Here is a 17,278-nt window from a genome sequence, read left to right as displayed (position 1 = left end):
GGTGATGCGTACGAGCGTACCGTGTCCGCCGAACCGGCGGACGCGGAGCGACGACCCACGCCGCGTAGTCGGAAACGCGGGCCGCAATCGAGAGTACAGGGGAGAACCAGCATGCCGAGGCGCCTGTCTTGCCGCTGCCGAGCCGCACGGATGGCCGGGTCCGCACGCTGCGCCGCGTTGGCCGCATGCGTCGCGCTCAGCGTGCTCACGCTGGCCGGCTGCGCGTCGACGCCGGCCGAGCCGGTACCGTTCAAACCGGTGCCTGCCGAGCGCATCGTCAGACAGGGCTATACGGCGCCGGGCCCCGGCCTCGTCGCGGTGGACGTGCGGCGCGAGCGTTCGCGCGACGTGATCGTGCGGTTCCGCAATGCGCTCGTCTATATCGACGGCGAGCGCGTGACCGACCTGATGAACGGCGAGCACGTGGTGTTCTATCTGCGGCCCGGCGCGCATCGGATCGGCGTATCGACGCAGTTCGATCCGGTCATCGAGCTGAACTTCGTCGTGACGGCCGACCCGCGCTACACGAACCGCGCCTCGGTCACGTTCAACGACGATCACCGCATCGGCCTGCAGCGGGTCGCGCAGTAGCCTGTCGTCGCGCATTAACAATTGGAAACGCGCGGCTCACGCGGCACGTCTTAACATGGCGGCTGATTCAAGCCGGCTGGAAGCGTGCTTGTCCGTTCATGCAGACCCGTCGACCGTCTTACGCAATGCTTACGTGAGAGGGTGGCGAGGTCTGCTTTTGTATGCAAGGTAATCCGAACATGCTGATCAATTGCGCCGCCTATCAGGACGGCCGGAAACTCGCCGACATCGATATCGACAGCATCAGCGACTACGTCTCGCGGCGCGAGTGCTTCGTCTGGGTCGCACTAAAAGACCCGGAGCCGGAGGAACTCGCGGCCATGAAAGACGAATTCAATCTGCATGAGCTCGCGATCGAAGACGCGCAACACGGTCATCAGCGCCCGAAAATCGAGGAGTACGGCGATTCGGTCTTCACCGTGATGCACACGGTCGAGATGGATGAGACAGGCGAGCTGGTGATCGGCGAAGTCGATGTGTTCGCCGGCACCAACTATGTGCTGTCGGTGCGCCGCGGCACGCGCACCGGTTTCCAGAGCGTGCGGACGCGCTGCGAGCGCGAGCCGCATCTGTTGAAGGAAGGCTCGGCGTTCGTGCTGTACGCACTGATCGACGACGTGGTCGACCGTTATTTCCCGATCATCGAGGCGATGAGCACCGAACTCGAAACGCTCGAGGACCGCATCTTCGAGAAGAACGATTCGGCCGCCTCGCGCGCGATCGTGCAGGACCTGTACTCGATGAAGCGCCGGCTCGTGATCCTCCAGCACCATATCGTGCCGCTGCAGGAAGCGGTCGGCAAACTGACGGGCGGCCGCATTCCGAGTGTTTGCGCAGGCATGCAGGCGTACTTCCGCGACGTCTACGACCACCTCGACCGGATCGTCAGAACCATCGAGGGGCGCCGCGAAATCGTCGTCACGGCGGTGCAGGTGAACCTCGGCATGATCTCGCTCGCCGAGAGCGAAATCACCAAGCGGCTCGGCTCGTTCGCGGCGCTGTTCGCGGTGCCGACCATGATCGCCGGCATCTACGGGATGAACTTCGAGCGCATTCCCGAGCTGCATTTCAAGTTCGGCTATCCGGTCGTGCTGGCGGTGATGCTGGCGATCGACTGCGTGCTGTACCGGCGTTTTCGCAAGGCCGGCTGGCTGTAGCTGGCGCGCCGTTCAATTTCCTCGGGGTTTCACTTGCGGCGCGCGCGATACCAGGCCAGCATAAGCGGCCTGTGTGTCGCGCCGCACGCGACGCACAGGCGTCATCGACTGCACGAACTGAGCGAGGGAACCTTGCCACACGCTGCCCGGATCGATCGAGCGCATTGCGGCGCCGCAGATGTTGCGCGCCGGTGCGTTGCAACAGCGCGAATCGTTGACATTCCGAAGAGCTTGCGCTGAGAATGGGCCTCGCAAACGTTTGCGCATCACAAAAAATACGGCTCGCCCGCGAGCCTGACAACCTTGGAGATACGCATGAGCCATCGAACCCGTCGTCGCATTCTTGCCGCCGCAGTTCTCGCCACCGCCTCCGCCGTCCTGCCTTTTTCCGCCGCCCACGCGCAGAACGCCCCGGCTCATAAGCCGAAGGTCGCGCTCGTGATGAAGTCGCTCGCCAACGAGTTCTTCCTGACCATGGAGACCGGGGCGAAAGACTATCAGAAGCAGAACCCCGGCAAGTTCGACCTGATCACCAACGGCATCAAGGACGAAACCGACACCGCCAACCAGATCCGCATCGTCGAGCAGATGATCGTGTCGAAGGTCGACGCGATCGTGCTCGCGCCGGCCGATTCGAAGGCGCTGGTGCCGGTCGTCAAGAAGGCGGTCGACGCGGGCATCATCGTCGTCAACATCGACAACCGGCTCGATCCGGACGTGCTGAAGTCGAAAGACCTGAACGTGCCGTTCGTCGGCCCCGACAATCGCAAGGGCGCGCGGCTCGTCGGTGACTACCTCGCGAAGCGCCTGAAGGCCGGCGACGAGGTCGGCATCCTCGAAGGCGTGTCGACCACCACCAACGCGCAGCAGCGTACCGCGGGCTTCAAGGACGCGATGCAGGCAGTCGGCGCGAAAGTCGTGTCGGTGCAGTCGGGCGAGTGGGAAATCGACAAGGGCAACGCGGTCGCATCGGCCATGCTCAACGAGTATCCGAACCTGAAGGCGCTGCTCGCCGGCAACGACAACATGGCGATCGGCGCGGTGTCGGCCGTGCGCGCGGCCGGCAAGCAGGGCAAGGTGCTGGTGGTCGGCTACGACAACATCAACGCGATTCATCCGATGCTGAAGGACGGCCGCGTGCTCGCCACCGCCGACCAGTTCGCGGCGAAGCAGGCCGTGTTCGGCATCGATACCGCGTTGAAGGCATTGAGCGAAAACAAGAAGCAGTCGCAGCTGTCGGGCGTCGTCGAAACGCCGGTCGTTCTGGTGACGAAGGACACCCTGAAGTAAGCGCGCCGCGCCCGGCGTGAAGCACGAGCCGGGCGCAGCCGGAAAAACGCACGGGAAGCCGCAAAAATCACCACGAATTATGGATAGCGTGTTTTAGAGGCAAACCACCACCCAGCGATCCGCTTTTATTCAACGAACGCTCAAGAATCCCGCCGCACCGCCGTTAATCCCAGAGATAAGCGTCGTGACGGCGGCTCGCGTGGTGAGAGGGAGCGCGGCCATGAGCAGCTGTGCATTCCGCGTAATGGGGCGCCACGAAGGCGCCAGAAGCGCCATGCAACCAGGAGCGCGATGGATTCGACCGACCACGACGCCTTGCCTGTCGTACTGAGCGTCAGCGGCATCGGCAAGACCTATGCCGAACCGGTGCTCGCCGACGTATCGCTGTCGCTGCGAGCGGGCGAGGTATTGGCGTTGACCGGCGAGAACGGCGCGGGCAAGAGCACGCTGTCGAAGATCATCGGCGGGCTGGTCGAAGCGAGCGCGGGCACGATGCGGCTTGCCGACGCGCCGTACGCGCCCGCGAGCCGCACCGAGGCCGAGGCGCTCGGCGTGCGCATGGTCATGCAGGAGTTGAATCTGCTGCCTACGCTGTCGGTCGCCGAGAACCTGTTCCTGAACCGGCTGCCGCGTGCGGGCCCGTTCAGCTTCGGCTGGATCGATCGCGGCAAGCTGCGCGAGAACGCGCGCGAGGCGATGGCGCAGGTCGGGCTCGACGCGATCGATCCCGGAACGCTGGTCGGCGAACTGGGCATCGGTCATCAGCAGATGGTCGAGATCGCCCGCAACCTGATCGACGACTGCCGCGTGCTGATCCTCGATGAGCCGACCGCGATGCTGACCGCGCGCGAGGTCAATCTGCTGTTCGAGCAGATCGGGCGGCTCAAGGCTCGCGGCGTCGCGCTCGTCTATATCTCGCACCGGCTCGAAGAGCTGGCGCGGGTCGCCGAACGGGTCGCGGTGCTGCGCGACGGCCGCCTCGTGCATGTCGACGCGATGGCGAACCTGACGAGCGAGCAGATCGTCACGTGGATGGTCGGCCGCGAGCTCGGCGAGCATATCGATCTCGGCGAGCGCAACATCGGCGCGCCGCTCCTGAAAGTGGAGCGGCTCGCGCGCGGCAAGGTCGTGCGCGACGTGTCGTTCGAGGTGCGCGCGGGCGAGATTTTCGGTGTGAGCGGACTGATCGGCGCGGGCCGCACCGAGCTGATGCGGCTCATCTACGGCGCCGACCGCAAGGACGGCGGCAGCGTGTCGCTCGCCGCGACGCCGGGCGCGCCGCCTACGCCGGTGCGAATCGACTCGCCGGCGGACGCGGTACGCGCGGGTATCGCGCTGATCACCGAAGACCGCAAGGGCGAAGGCCTGCTGCTGCCGCAACCGATCGCGGCCAACCTGTCGCTCGGCAATCTCGGCAGCGTCGCGCGGCACGGCGTGGTCGACGCGAAGCGCGAGAACGCGCTGGCGCACAAGCAGATCGCCGCGATGCGGATTCGCAGCTCGGGGCCCGCGCAGGTTGTCGGCGAGCTGTCGGGCGGCAACCAGCAGAAGGTCGTGATCGGCCGCTGGCTCGCGCGCGAGTGCCGCGTGCTGTTGTTCGACGAACCGACGCGCGGCATCGACGTCGGCGCGAAGTTCGATATTTACGGCCTGATGGGCGCGCTCGCTCGCGACGGCCGTGCGCTCGTCGTGGTGTCGAGCGATCTGCGCGAACTGATGCTGATCTGCGACCGGATCGGCGTGATGTCGGCGGGCAGCATGACAGGCGTGTTCGAGCGCGCGAGCTGGAGCCAGGATGCGCTGCTCGCGGCTGCGTTCGCCGGCTACCGCGGCCGTGACGCGCTGCTGCACACGCACGGCGTCAACGAAGCAGGGAGTCTGTGATGACCGATCAATCGTGGCGCGAGGCAGCGGGTGTCAAACAGGACGGCCATTTGGGCGGCCAGCAGGATGGCCAGCAGGACGGCAAGCAAGGCGGTGCGCCGGACGCGCCCGCCGTGACGCCGCCCGCCGATCCGTCGGCGCCGCTCGCGAGCGGCAAGCCGGCCGGCACGCGGCTCGGCTTTTCGAACTACCTGGGCCTCGCCGGCGCGCTGCTCGCGATGATCGTGCTGTTCTCACTGCTGAGTTCGCACTTTCTGACCTACGACACGTTCAGCACGATCGCGAACCAGATTCCGGATCTCGTCGTGATGTCGGTCGGCATGACCTTCGTGCTGATCATCGCGGGGATCGATCTGTCGGTGGGCTCGGTGCTCGCGCTCGGGGCGTCGGTGGTCAGCGTGGTGACGCTGAAGTGGGGCTGGGGGCCAGCTGCCGGCGCGCTGCTCGGGGTCGCGGTCGCGGCGCTGACCGGCACCGTGACCGGCGCGGTGACGGTGGGCTGGCGAATTCCGTCGTTCATCGTGTCGCTCGGCGTGCTCGAGGCGGCGCGCGGCATGGCGTATCAGATGACCAATTCGCGCACCGCGTATATCGGCGATGCGTTCGATTTTCTGTCGAACCCGATCGCGCTTGGCATCTCGCCGGCCTTTCTGATGGCGGTCGCGGTGATGGTGATCGCGCAGCTGGTGCTGACGCGCACGGTATTCGGGCGCTATCTGGTCGGGATCGGCACCAACGAGGAAGCGGTGCGGCTCGCGGGCGTCAATCCGCGGCCGTACAAGGTGATCGTGTTCGCGCTGATGGGCGCGCTGTCCGGACTCGCGGCGCTGTTCCAGATCTCGCGGCTCGAGGCGGCCGATCCGAATGCGGGTGTCGGCCTGGAGCTGCAGGTGATCGCGGCGGTCGTGATCGGCGGCACGAGTCTGATGGGCGGGCGTGGTTCGGTTATCAGCACGTTCTTTGGCGTGCTGATCATTTCGGTGCTGGCGGCGGGTCTCGCGCAGATCGGCGCGAACGAGCCGACCAAGCGCATGATCACCGGCGCGGTGATCGTGGTGGCGGTGGTGCTCGATACGTACCGCAGCCGTCGCAAACGCGCCTGAGGTGGGAGCCGCCGCGCAACGATGAATGACTGCATGGGACCGGAGTAAGCGCTAAAGCGCTAACTCCGATCGACCGCGATGAAACTGCATGGGATCGGAGTAAGCGCTAAAGCGCTAACTCCGATCGACAGGAGAGCAACAGGTTATGACGACGATCAAGGATGTAGCGGCGGTGGCGGGCGTGTCGTTCACGACGGTATCGCACGTCGTGAACAACTCGCGGCCGGTGTCGGCCGATGTGCGCGCGAAAGTCGAGCACGCGATCCGTCAACTGCACTATGTGCCGTCGGCGGTCGCGCGCTCGCTGAAGTCGCGCGCGACCGCGACGATCGGACTGGTGGTGCCGAACAGCACGAACCCGTATTTCGCGGAGCTCGCGCGCGGCATCGAGGACGGCTGCGCGCGCAATGGCTACTGCGTGTTCTTCTGCAACTCCGACGATGACCCCGCTAAGCAGCGCAACTATCTGCGCGTGCTGCAGGAAAAACGCATCGACGGGTTGATCGTCGCGTCGGCCGGCGACGACGCTGTGCTCGCGCAGGCGCTCGCCGACGCGCGCGAGCCGCTCGTGGTGGTGGACCGCAACATCGAGGGAGTCAGCGCGGACCTCGTGCAGATCGATCACGAGAAGGGCGCGTATCTGGCCACCCGGCATCTGCTCGAGCTCGGGCATGTGCGGATCGGTTGCATCACGGGGCCGGTGCAGACCGCGGTCAGCGCGATGCGGGTGCACGGCTTCATTCGCGCGATGGCCGAGCGTGGCATCGAGATTCCGGCCGATGCGATCGTCGAAAGCGATTTTTCGGGGACGGGCGGACATCGCGCGGCCGCGCAGCTGTTCGATACGGTCAGGCCGTCGGCGATTTTCGCGGGCAACGACATGATGGGCATCGGCGCGTTGCGCGCGGCGGCGGAGCGCAATATCAGCGTGCCGCGCGATTGCTCGATCATCGGTTTCGACGATATCGAGCTGGGCCGCTTCACGTTCCCGTCGCTGTCGACGGTCGGACAGTCGGTGCGCGCGCTTGGCGACACCGCCGCGCAGACGCTGATCGACCGGATCGCCGAGGCGTCGTCGAACCGCACCACGCGAGCGCCTGCGCGCCGCCGCGTGGTGTCGCCGCGGCTGATCGTGCGGGAGTCCACCGCGACATGGGCGGGCGAGGAACGGCGGGATCTGGCGGCCTGATGCGCCGGATCAAGGACGCATGAGGGGCGCTCGAAGGACGCGCGCGCAATAGCGACGCGACCCGTCGCGCAACGGAGGACACTCGAGTGGCAAGCAACCCAACGCGCGCACGCGTCACGGTGGTCGGTAGTCTGAACATGGACCTCGTGGTGCGTTCGCCACGCCTGCCCCAACCGGGCGAGACGCTGGCCGGCCGCGGCTTCGCGCAGGTCGCGGGCGGCAAGGGCGGCAATCAGGCGGTCGCGGCCGCGCGGCTCGGCGCGCAGGTGTCGATGCTCGGCTGCGTCGGTGCCGATGCGAATGGCGCGCAGCTGCGCGCGGGCCTCGAAGCGGAGCGCATCGACTGCGCCGCGCTCGAAACCGGCAGGGAGCCGAGCGGTGTTGCGCTGATCGTCGTCGACGATGCGAGCCAGAACACGATCGTGATCGTCGCGGGCAGCAACGGCGAGGTCACGCCGGCCACCATCGCGCGACACGAAGCGACGCTCGCCGCCGCCGCCGTCGTGGTCTGTCAGCTCGAAACCCCGCCCGAATCGGTGCGCGCGGCGCTGGCGGCGGCGCGGCGGCTCGGCAAGACCGTGATCCTGAATCCGGCGCCCGCCACCGGCCCGTTGCCGGCCGACTGGCTGCCGCTGATCGACTACCTGATTCCGAACGAACTCGAAGCCGCCGCGCTGAGCGGTCTGCCCGTCGACTCGCCCGAGGACGCCGCACGGGCCGCCGCCGCATTGCGCGCGGCCGGCGCACGCAACGTGCTGGTCACGCTCGGTGCGCGCGGCGTGCATGCGTCGCTCGAAGGCGCGGCCGCGACGCTGTACGACGCGCCGCGCGTCGAGGCGGTCGACACGACCGCGGCCGGCGACACCTTCATCGGCGGCTTCGCGGCGCAGCTCGCGCAGGGCGCGAGCGCCGATGCGGCGATCCGCTTCGCGCAGCGCGCCGCCGCGCTATCGGTGACGCGCGCGGGCGCACAGCCATCGATTCCGACGCGCTCCGAGGTCGACGCATCGGACTGACGCCGCGGCGGCATTGGCACCGCGCACGCTGCCTGATCGAACTGTCCTGCCACCGCTTAGGGCGACTCCGAACGGCTCGCATCTCCACCCATTCCCGCCGCCAAACCGTCAAAAATCGTGCTTTGACGAATATCGCCGCGTTTCCCTGCGCGCCGCGAACACACTCATTTCCAGTCAACTTGCTTTCAACGTCTTACAACGTCTTTGTTCATACCTTTTAAATGCTTCAAGTCTATGAGTGCGCTGCCGTAAACGGAAATTAGAGCGCTCTTTCAAAAAAGCGCCGGACCCAACACACGCCGCCCCCACGCTGCGTAGGCAGCGGCCTCTCATTGAGCACAGCACACAGGACCCAGCATGTTGAATAAAGGCATCACGATCAAGGCGCGAATTGGCCTCACGATGGCATTCCTCGCCGCGTTGCTGGTTGCGATCGGCGTTTTCGGTCTGTTCGGCATGAGCCGTTCGAACGACGCCTATGAGGACACGTTCACCAACGCGATGCCGGGCGCGGTGAACATCGGCAACGCGGAAATCTACGCGGCGCGCGAACGACTCGCGCTCGACCGCGCCGCGTTCCTGGTCGGCACACCGGAAGCGGCCACCACCATCGAGCGCGGGCGCATGCTGGGTGGCACGTCCGACATGTGGTGGAAAAAATATCTCGATCTGCCACGCAACGCGGACGAAGACCGGCTTGCGCAGGACGTCGCCGCGAAGCGCAACGCGCTGCATCAGCAACTCGAAACGTTCGCGGTGGCGATCACGGCGAACGATCAGGGCAAGCTGGTCGAGCACGCGAAGAATCTGCAGGTCGTCTTCAACGACCTCGTCGGCGCCGACGACGCACTGCGCAAATACCAGTTCGATTCGGCCAGGGAGGGCTTCGACTCCGCGCAGAGCAGTTTCCAGACGTTCCGCGTGGTCAGCATCGGCGCGCTGGTGGTCGGCGTGCTGGCGGCGGCGCTGTCGTATCTGACGCTGAGCCGCTCGATCGCGCGTCCGCTCGACGAAGCGCTCGGCCACTTCGATGCGATTGCGGCCGGCGATCTGCGTCGTCCGGTGATCGCGACATCGCGCGACGAAATGGGGCAACTGCTCGAAGGAATCGCCAGAATGCAGCGCAGCCTCACCGAAACGGTGCGCAGCGTGCGCGGCGGTAGCGAGTCGATCGCGACCGCGACGCGCCAGATCGCGGCGGGCAACATCGACCTGTCGTCGCGGACCGAGGAGCAGGCGTCGGCGCTGCAGGAAACCGCCTCGAGCATGGAGCAGCTGACCGGCACGGTGCGGCAGAATGCCGACAACGCGCGCCAGGCGAGCGCGCTCGCGGCCAACGCGTCCGAGATCGCCAACAAGGGTAGCGCGGTGGTCGGCCAGGTGGTCGGCACGATGGGCGACATCAACCAGAGCTCGGCGAAGATCGCCGACATCATCTCGATCATCGAAGGCATTGCCTTCCAGACCAACATCCTCGCCTTGAACGCAGCCGTCGAGGCGGCGCGCGCCGGCGAGGAGGGGCGCGGCTTCGCGGTCGTCGCGGGCGAAGTGCGCAGCCTCGCGCAGCGTTCGTCGGCGGCGGCCAAGGAGATCAAGGAGCTGATCGATACGTCGGTCGAGCGCGTGCAGTCGGGCTCGGCGCTCGTCGACGAGGCCGGCCGCACGATGAGCGAAATCATCGGCGCGGTGCAGCGCGTGACCGACATCATGGGCGAGATCGCGGCGGCGTCGGAGGAGCAGAGCGGCGGCATCGACCAGGTCGCGCGCGCGGTCACGCAGATGGACGAGGTCACGCAGCAGAATGCGGCGCTCGTCGAGGAAGCGGCCGCCGCCGCGTCGTCGCTCGAGGAGCAGGCGGCGCGGCTGCGCAGCGCGGTCGCGGTGTTCCAGGTCGACGACAGCGGCCGTGGCGGTCACGAAGCGGCGTCGGCGCTTGCGGCGCCGAAGCGCCCGGTGTCCACGAGCCGGGTCGCCACACGCGCGCGCAAGCTCGCGCCGGCTACCGCGCAGGCGGCGTTGCCGGCGAAGTCATCGATCCAGGCCGCGGCCGCTGTCGCGCCGCCGGTAGCGGCCGCCTCCACGTCCACGCCCGCGCGCGCGCCGGCCAGATCCGCGGCGACGGCCGGCAGCGATCAGGATTGGGAGACCTTCTGAGCTGGCTCGGATCAGGTGTACATGGGCGGCGGCGCTCTCGTGCCTGAGGTGAGTCGAGACGCGCCGTTCGGCGCAACGGCCGTTCCCGTTCGCTAGCTGTCCGGCATCCGCGTCGCACCCGCGACGATCGCTTCGCGAAAAGCCGCGCCTGGACACCCCATGCGCGGTTTTTTTCAGCTGCGGCAAGAATTAACGTTTGCGCGCCGCCGCCTTTCACCGGCGCGTGTCGCGATCCGGTACATTGACGGGCACGGCCCCGATCCGTTTGCGCGGCGCGCGGCTGCCCGCACCTCCAACAGGTGGTTCCCACATATTGCTACGTCCTGCGAACCCTGCCATGCGCCAGCCACAAAGAACCGACATGACGCGATACGATCTTGCGCAACGCCTCGTCGAGGCACGCCGGCAGCGCCGGCCGATCGACGCGCCCGCACCCGACAGCCTGCCGCCCGACGCGGCGACCGCCTACGCGATCCAGCAGGCGGTGATCGAGGGCCTCGGCGAGTCGACCGGCGCTTGGAAGATCGGCGCGAAGTCGCCGGGCGGCGCCGCGTCGGGCGCACCGATTCCGGCCTCGCTGGTGATGCCGTCGCCAGCGAGGCTCGCGCATGACGGCTTCTTTCGCGTGCTGGTGGAGCTCGAGATCGCGTTCCGCTTCGACGTGACGATCGAGCCGCGCGCTCAGGCGTATGCGCGCGACGAGGTACTGTCGAAGGTCGGCGCCGTGCTGCCGGCCATCGAGATCGTCGACAGCCGCTTCGCCGAATGGCCGAACGTCGCGCCGCTCGCGCAGTTGGCCGACGCGCAGAACAACGGCGCGCTGATCACCGGCCATCCGGCCGTCTATGCGAGCCTCGCGCGCGGCTTCGACTTCGTGTCGCCGGAACTGGAGCTGAGTTTCAACGGCCGCTCGCTGATACCGGAAGTGACCGGCAATCCGGCAGGCGATCCGCGCGAGCTGCTCGTGTGGTTCGTCAACCATTGCGCGGCGATGGGCATCACGATCGAGGTTAACTGGACCTTGACCACCGGTTCATACGTCGGCGCGCACAAGATCGACGAACCCGGCATCGTGCGTGGTCATATCGACGGATTGGGTGAAGTGGAAATTGAACTGACCTGATCGATGCTGCGGCGCTTGTAACCGCAAATTACAACGCTTGATTCCAAACGGCTGCCCGCGTGCAGCCGTTTTTATTTTTGGCGAATTTGAAACGGTGGCAGTCTTTGAATCGTCAACCTGTTCGAATGCATTTGTTGCAACTTTGCCGCTTCCACACCTATGAGAGCGCCGCGAGTTCGTCACGTGCATGCTTTTTGTGACGAAGTGTGCGTGCGCAGACAGCCGCATTTTGGTGGCGGGTCGACGGTGCGGGTACGGGATGTGCAATAGCAATGCGGTGACTTGACGCGATGCAGCGGTCCGGCGAAGTCCTGCAGGAGCACTGAATAGCGATGCGGTGCTGAAGAAAGTAGCGATACAGCGGTGCAGCAGATGATGTGACTGGTTGCTGTGTGAGTAAAAAAATTGTAGGTGGTCGAATCTCTGTTTCCAAGTGAGGATTGTAGGGTGGCGGTTACGGCGCGATTTTCGCAACGTAGTCCGTGAAAAAAAATTTAAAAGGGTTTAGGATGAATTCGAGCGATGTCGTTTCCGAATAGCGCGCCGCGCACGACATCGCCCCAGACTTCGGCGAGGAGGTAGCATGGATATCTACAGCAGTTTCGCGACCCGCTTCGAGAAAACACGGGAGGACGAACTCTCGCTCGAGGAGTATCTCGCGCTCTGCAAAGACAATCCCGCCGCGTACGCCACCGCGGGCGAACGCATGTTGACGGCAATCGGAGAACCGGAACAGATTGACACTCGCAACGATCCGCGTTTATCGCGTATCTTCGCGAACAAGGTCATCAAGGTATACCCCGCATTCCGTGAATTCTACGGAATGGAAGAGGTGATCGAGCAGGTGGTCGCCTACTTCCGGCATTCGGCCCAGGGGCTCGAAGAAAAGAAGCAGATCCTGTATCTGTTAGGACCGGTCGGCGGCGGCAAGTCGTCGATCGCGGAACGTCTGAAGCAATTGATGGAACGCGTGCCGTTCTATGCGATCAAGGGCTCGCCCGTCAACGAATCGCCGCTCGGTCTGTTCGACTACGAGGAAGACGGTCCGATCCTCGAAGAGCAATATGGCATTCCTCGTCGCTACCTGCGAGGCATTCTGAGTCCGTGGGCGGTCAAGCGCCTGCACGAGTACAACGGCGACATCCGCAAGTTCCGCGTGGTGCGCCGCTATCCGTCGATCCTTCGCCAGATCGCTATCTCGAAGACCGAACCGGGCGACGAGAACAATCAGGACATTTCGTCGCTGGTCGGCAAGGTCGACATCCGCAAGCTCGAACAGTACGCGCAGGACGATGCCGACGCGTACAGCTACTCGGGCGGCCTGTGCCTCGCCAATCAGGGCCTGCTCGAGTTCGTCGAAATGTTCAAGGCGCCGATCAAGGTGTTGCACCCGCTGCTCACGGCGACCCAGGAAGGCAACTTCAAGGGCACGGAAGGCTTCGGCGCGATTCCGTTCGACGGCATCATCCTCGCTCACTCGAACGAATCGGAATGGAAGGCATTCCGCAACAACCGTAACAACGAGGCACTGCTCGACCGGATCTTCGTCGTCAAGGTGCCGTACTGCCTGCGCTATAGCGAAGAGGTCAAGATCTACGAGAAGCTGCTGCGCAACTCGTCGCTCGCCAGCGCGGTCTGCGCGCCGGGCACGCTGAAGATGATGGGGCAGTTGTCCGTGCTCACGCGTTTGCACGAGCCGGAGAACTCGAGCCTGTTCTCAAAGATGCAGGTCTACGACGGCGAGAATCTGAAGGACACGGACCCGAAGGCGAAGTCGTATCAGGAGTATCGCGACTTCGGGGGCGTCGACGAAGGCATGACCGGCGTGTCGACCCGCTTCGCGTTCAAGATTCTGTCGCGCGTGTTCAACTTCGACTCGACCGAGGTCGCGGCCAATCCGGTGCATCTGATGTACGTGCTCGAACAGCAGATCGAACGCGAGCAGTTCCCGCCGGAAACCGAGCAGAAGTATCTGTCCTTCATCAAGGACGTGCTCGCGTCGCGCTATGCGGAGTTCATCGGCAAGGAGATTCAGACCGCGTACCTGGAGTCGTACTCGGAGTACGGTCAGAACATCTTCGACCGCTATGTCACGTACGCGGACTTCTGGATCCAGGATCAGGAGTTCCGCGACCACGACACCGGCGAAAGCTTCGACCGTGCCGCGTTGAACGCCGAGCTGGAGAAGATCGAGAAGCCCGCGGGCATCAGCAATCCGAAGGACTTCCGCAACGAGATCGTGAATTTCGTGCTGCGTGCGCGGGCTGCGAATGCGGGCAAGAACCCCGCGTGGATCAGCTACGAGAAGCTGCGCGTCGTGATCGAAAAGAAGATGTTCTCGAACACGGAAGAGCTGTTGCCGGTGATCTCGTTCAACGCGAAAGGCTCGGCCGAAGAGCAGCGCAAGCATGAAGACTTCGTCAATCGCATGGTGGCGAAGGGCTATACGCCGAAGCAGGTGCGCTTGCTGTGCGATTGGTATCTGCGCGTGCGCAAGTCGTCATGATGCGCGCATGATACTCATGGTGTGCCGCCCGTACGGTTCGACCGTACGGGCAACCGGCGAGGCGCAAGCCGCATAGCATTGCACTGCGCGGCGGGCGTCTCGCGCACCCGAAATATTAGTGCGGCCGCAGGGAATCGCGGTTGCATGGACGGGAGACCGGGCGTGCTTCATCAAATCATCGACCGCAGGTTGGCAGGCAAGAACAAGAGTATTGCGAACCGTGAGCGCTTTTTGCGCCGCGTCAAAAACTATATTCGTCGTGCCGTTTCGGAGGCAGTGCGCGATCGCAGCATCAAGGACATCCAGAACACCCAGAGCATCACCATTCCACGCAAGGACATCGCGGAGCCGTCGTTCCGTCATGGACCGGGCGGCCGGCGCGAGATGGTGCATCCCGGCAACTCGGACTACATCCGCGGCGACAAGATCCAGCGCCCGCAAGGCGGCGGTGGCGGCGGCGGAGGCAGTCAGGCCAGCAACGAGGGCGAGGGTCAGGACGACTTCGTGTTCGAGCTGAGCCGCGAAGAGTTCATGCAGTATTTCTTCGACGACCTCGAACTGCCGCGTCTCGTCAAGACCCATCTGATGGCCGTGCCGACGTGGAAAAGCGTCCGCGCGGGCTGGGCCGCGGAGGGCACGCCAAACAATATCGACGTGGTGCGCTCGTTGCGCAGCGCGCTCGGCCGGCGCATCGCGCTCGGCGCGCCGCTCGTCAACCAACTGCACGAAATGGAGCGGCAGCTGGAAGAGTTGAAGGCCGATCCCGCCGATCGCCGCGACGAGATCAAGCTGCTCGAAGACGACATCCACCATCTGAAAGGACGCATCTGGCGGATCCCGTTCATCGATCCGTTCGATCTGCGCTACGTGAATCGCGTGAAGCAGCCCACGCCGTCGAGCCAGGCGGTGATGTTCTGCCTGATGGACGTGTCCGGTTCGATGGACGAGCAGCGCAAGGATCTCGCGAAGCGCTTCTTCATCCTGCTGTACCTGTTCCTGAAGCGTAACTACGAGCGCATCGAAGTCGTGTTCATCCGCCACCACACGCGCGCCGAGGAAGTCGACGAAGACACGTTTTTCCACTCGACCGAAAGCGGCGGTACCGTGGTGTCGAGCGCGCTCGAACTGATGCGCAAGGTGATGGACGAGCGCTACTCGCCGACTGAATGGAACATTTACGGCGCCCAGGCGTCCGACGGCGACAACTGGACCGACGACTCGCCGAAGTGCCGCAAAATACTCTCGGATGACATCCTGGAGAAGGTGCGGTATTTTGCGTATATTCAGGTGACGCCCGAAGAGCAGAATCTGTGGCTCGAATACGCGCAACTGGCGCTGTCGCAACCGCACATGGCGATGAAGAAGGTCGAAACCGCGGCCGATATTTATCCGGTGTTTCGCGAGCTGTTCGAGAAGCAGGCGGCGACTTCTTGATGGGATGCTGGTGGCGCACGAAGCACCTGAACGACGAAGCGCGCGGCGATTCGTACGACAAGGGGTGACCCAGGGGCGACCCGCCGTATGACCGCGCCGCAGCGCAACAAAGGCGTGCCGCAGCGACAGTCGGGGCATGCCGAGGCAGGAGCGGCCAGCACGGGAGCCGCTAACGCCGGAGCAGTCCGCGATGCTGCAGCACGGGACACACCGGAACGCCCAACGAGGGCAAAGGGAAGTCCGTATGAACGTAGCCGATAGACGGCCTCTGCCGTGCCCGTCCGACTGGACCTTCGAATTGATCGAAGAGTACGACTCGCATATTGCCCGTGTAGCGGAGCAATACGAGCTCGACGTATATCCGATCCAGCTCGAACTCATCAGCGCCGAACAGATGATGGATGCCTATGCGTCCGTCGGCATGCCGGTGAACTACCGTCACTGGTCGTTCGGCAAACATTTCCTTGCTACCGAAAAAAGCTATCGCCGCGGCCAGATGGGGCTCGCGTACGAAATCGTCATCAATTCGAACCCCTGCATCGCCTATCTGATGGAAGAGAACACGATGACGATGCAGGCGCTCGTCATCGCGCATGCGGCCTACGGTCACAACTCGTTCTTCAAGGGCAACTATCTGTTCGGCTTATGGACGGACGCGCACGCGATCATCGACTACCTCGTCTACGCAAAGAATTACATCGCGGAATGCGAGGAGCGCTATGGGCTCGATCGCGTCGAGGAATTGCTCGACTCGTGCCACGCGCTGATGAATTACGGCGTGGACCGCTACAAGCGGCCGCAGAAGCTGTCGCTCCAGAAGGAGTTCGCCGCGCGTCGCGAACGTGAGGCGTATCTGCAGTCGCAGGTCAACGAGTTGTGGCGCACGTTGCCCACGCGCCATACGCCGCTGCCCGAAGAGGTCGAGGGGCGCTATCCGCCCGAGCCGCAGGAAAACCTGCTGTATTTCGCGGAGAAAAACGCGCCGCTGCTCGAAGCGTGGGAGCGCGAGGTGATCCGGATCGTGCGCAAGATCGGTCAGTACTTCTATCCGCAGCGGCAGACCCAGGTGATGAACGAAGGCTGGGCGACGTTCTGGCACTACACGCTGCTCAATACGATGTACAACCAGGGCAAGCTCGAAGACGGCTTCATGATGGAGTTTCTCCATTCACACAGCAACGTCGTCTATCAGCCGCCGGTCACGAAGCCGTATTACAGCGGCATCAATCCGTATGCGCTGGGCTTTTCGATGATGAGCGATATCCGGCGCATCTGCGAAGCGCCGACCGACGAAGACCGCAAGTGGTTTCCGAATCTGGCCGGCAGTCCGTGGCTGCCCGCGATGCACTACGCGATGCGCAACTTCAAGGACGAGAGCTTCATTGCGCAGTATCTGTCGCCGCATCTGATCCGCGAAATGCGCCTGTTCTCGGTGCTCGACGACGACATGCGCGACGCGCTCGAAGTGTCGGCGATTCACGACGATAGCGGCTACCAGTACGTGCGCCAGGCGTTGTCGCGGCAGTACGACATGCATCACCGCGAGCCGAACATTCAGGTGTGGGCCGTCAATACACGCGGCGATCGCAGCCTGACGTTGAGGCATTTCATGAGCGACAACCGGCACCTGTCGTCGGATAGCGAGGAGGTGCTCAAGCACATGGCGCGCTTGTGGCAGTTCGACGTGTACCTCGAGAGCGTCGACGAAAACGGTACCGTCAGAAAACGCTACGACTGCCGGTATATGCCGCCGTCCGTGAGAATATGAGCGCCGCCTGACTCCCGCCTGAGCGGTTCGTGTCGCCCGTCAAGCCCCTGCCAGTCCCCAACT

At 64.4% G+C, this 17,278-nt stretch carries 12 protein-coding genes; all 12 read left to right on the top strand.

The features are described 5' to 3' along the window. The first annotated feature begins 150 nt into the window (after nucleotides 1–150). The 12 genes from HDG34_RS00155 (at nucleotide 151) to HDG34_RS00100 (ending at nucleotide 17,215) form a co-directional block, all read left to right on the top strand. Nucleotides 151–591 carry a hypothetical protein gene (locus tag HDG34_RS00155; RefSeq protein WP_260320941.1) on the top strand — a complete coding sequence of 147 codons (441 nt, stop codon included), beginning with the start codon at nucleotides 151–153 and terminating at the stop codon, nucleotides 589–591. Between the two features lie 179 nt (nucleotides 592–770). Beyond that, nucleotides 771–1,748: a magnesium/cobalt transporter CorA gene (gene corA / locus HDG34_RS00150; RefSeq protein ID WP_184056692.1), complete on the top strand. Its 978-nt coding sequence runs from the start codon at nucleotides 771–773 to the stop codon at nucleotides 1,746–1,748. Nucleotides 1,749–2,063: 315 nt separating this feature from the next. Then, a complete protein-coding gene (locus HDG34_RS00145; protein WP_184022717.1) occupies nucleotides 2,064–3,038 on the top strand; it encodes a sugar ABC transporter substrate-binding protein in 975 nt (324 codons plus the stop codon). Nucleotides 3,039–3,329: 291 nt separating this feature from the next. Further along, a complete protein-coding gene (locus HDG34_RS00140) occupies nucleotides 3,330–4,922 on the top strand; it encodes a sugar ABC transporter ATP-binding protein (RefSeq protein ID WP_184056690.1) in 1,593 nt (530 codons plus the stop codon). Then, nucleotides 4,922–6,025, top strand: a complete 1,104-nt coding sequence (locus HDG34_RS00135; RefSeq protein ID WP_184056687.1) for an ABC transporter permease — start codon at nucleotides 4,922–4,924, stop codon at nucleotides 6,023–6,025. Before HDG34_RS00140 ends, HDG34_RS00135 begins: the two co-directional genes overlap by 1 nt. 145 nt (nucleotides 6,026–6,170) lie before the next feature. Then, a complete protein-coding gene (locus HDG34_RS00130) occupies nucleotides 6,171–7,214 on the top strand; it encodes a LacI family DNA-binding transcriptional regulator (RefSeq protein ID WP_184056684.1) in 1,044 nt (347 codons plus the stop codon). A gap of 86 nt (nucleotides 7,215–7,300) precedes the next feature. After that, a complete protein-coding gene (rbsK, locus tag HDG34_RS00125; RefSeq protein WP_184056681.1) occupies nucleotides 7,301–8,230 on the top strand; it encodes a ribokinase in 930 nt (309 codons plus the stop codon). Nucleotides 8,231–8,587: 357 nt separating this feature from the next. Further along, the gene (locus tag HDG34_RS00120) at nucleotides 8,588–10,384 is read left to right on the top strand and encodes a methyl-accepting chemotaxis protein (protein WP_184056678.1); all 1,797 of its coding nucleotides are present in this window, start codon (nucleotides 8,588–8,590) and stop codon (nucleotides 10,382–10,384) included. Nucleotides 10,385–10,745: 361 nt separating this feature from the next. After that, entirely contained in the window at nucleotides 10,746–11,507 is a 762-nt protein-coding gene (locus HDG34_RS00115) for a 2-keto-4-pentenoate hydratase (RefSeq protein WP_184056674.1), read from the top strand. 583 nt (nucleotides 11,508–12,090) lie between these two features. Further along, entirely contained in the window at nucleotides 12,091–14,013 is a 1,923-nt protein-coding gene (locus HDG34_RS00110; RefSeq protein WP_184056670.1) for a PrkA family serine protein kinase, read from the top strand. Between the two features lie 162 nt (nucleotides 14,014–14,175). Continuing rightward, nucleotides 14,176–15,447 carry a YeaH/YhbH family protein gene (locus tag HDG34_RS00105; RefSeq protein ID WP_184022725.1) on the top strand — a complete coding sequence of 424 codons (1,272 nt, stop codon included), beginning with the start codon at nucleotides 14,176–14,178 and terminating at the stop codon, nucleotides 15,445–15,447. 244 nt (nucleotides 15,448–15,691) lie between these two features. Then, complete coding sequence (locus tag HDG34_RS00100; protein ID WP_184049337.1) at nucleotides 15,692–17,215, top strand: SpoVR family protein; 1,524 nt, start codon at nucleotides 15,692–15,694, stop codon at nucleotides 17,213–17,215. Nucleotides 17,216–17,278: the final 63 nt, after the last annotated feature.

The organism is Paraburkholderia sp. HC6.4b (assembly GCF_014200875.1).
GTDB lineage: Bacteria > Pseudomonadota > Gammaproteobacteria > Burkholderiales > Burkholderiaceae > Paraburkholderia > Paraburkholderia tuberum.
The sequence above is the reverse complement of the archived record's forward strand: the minus strand, read 5'-3'. Positions and strand labels throughout refer to the sequence as shown.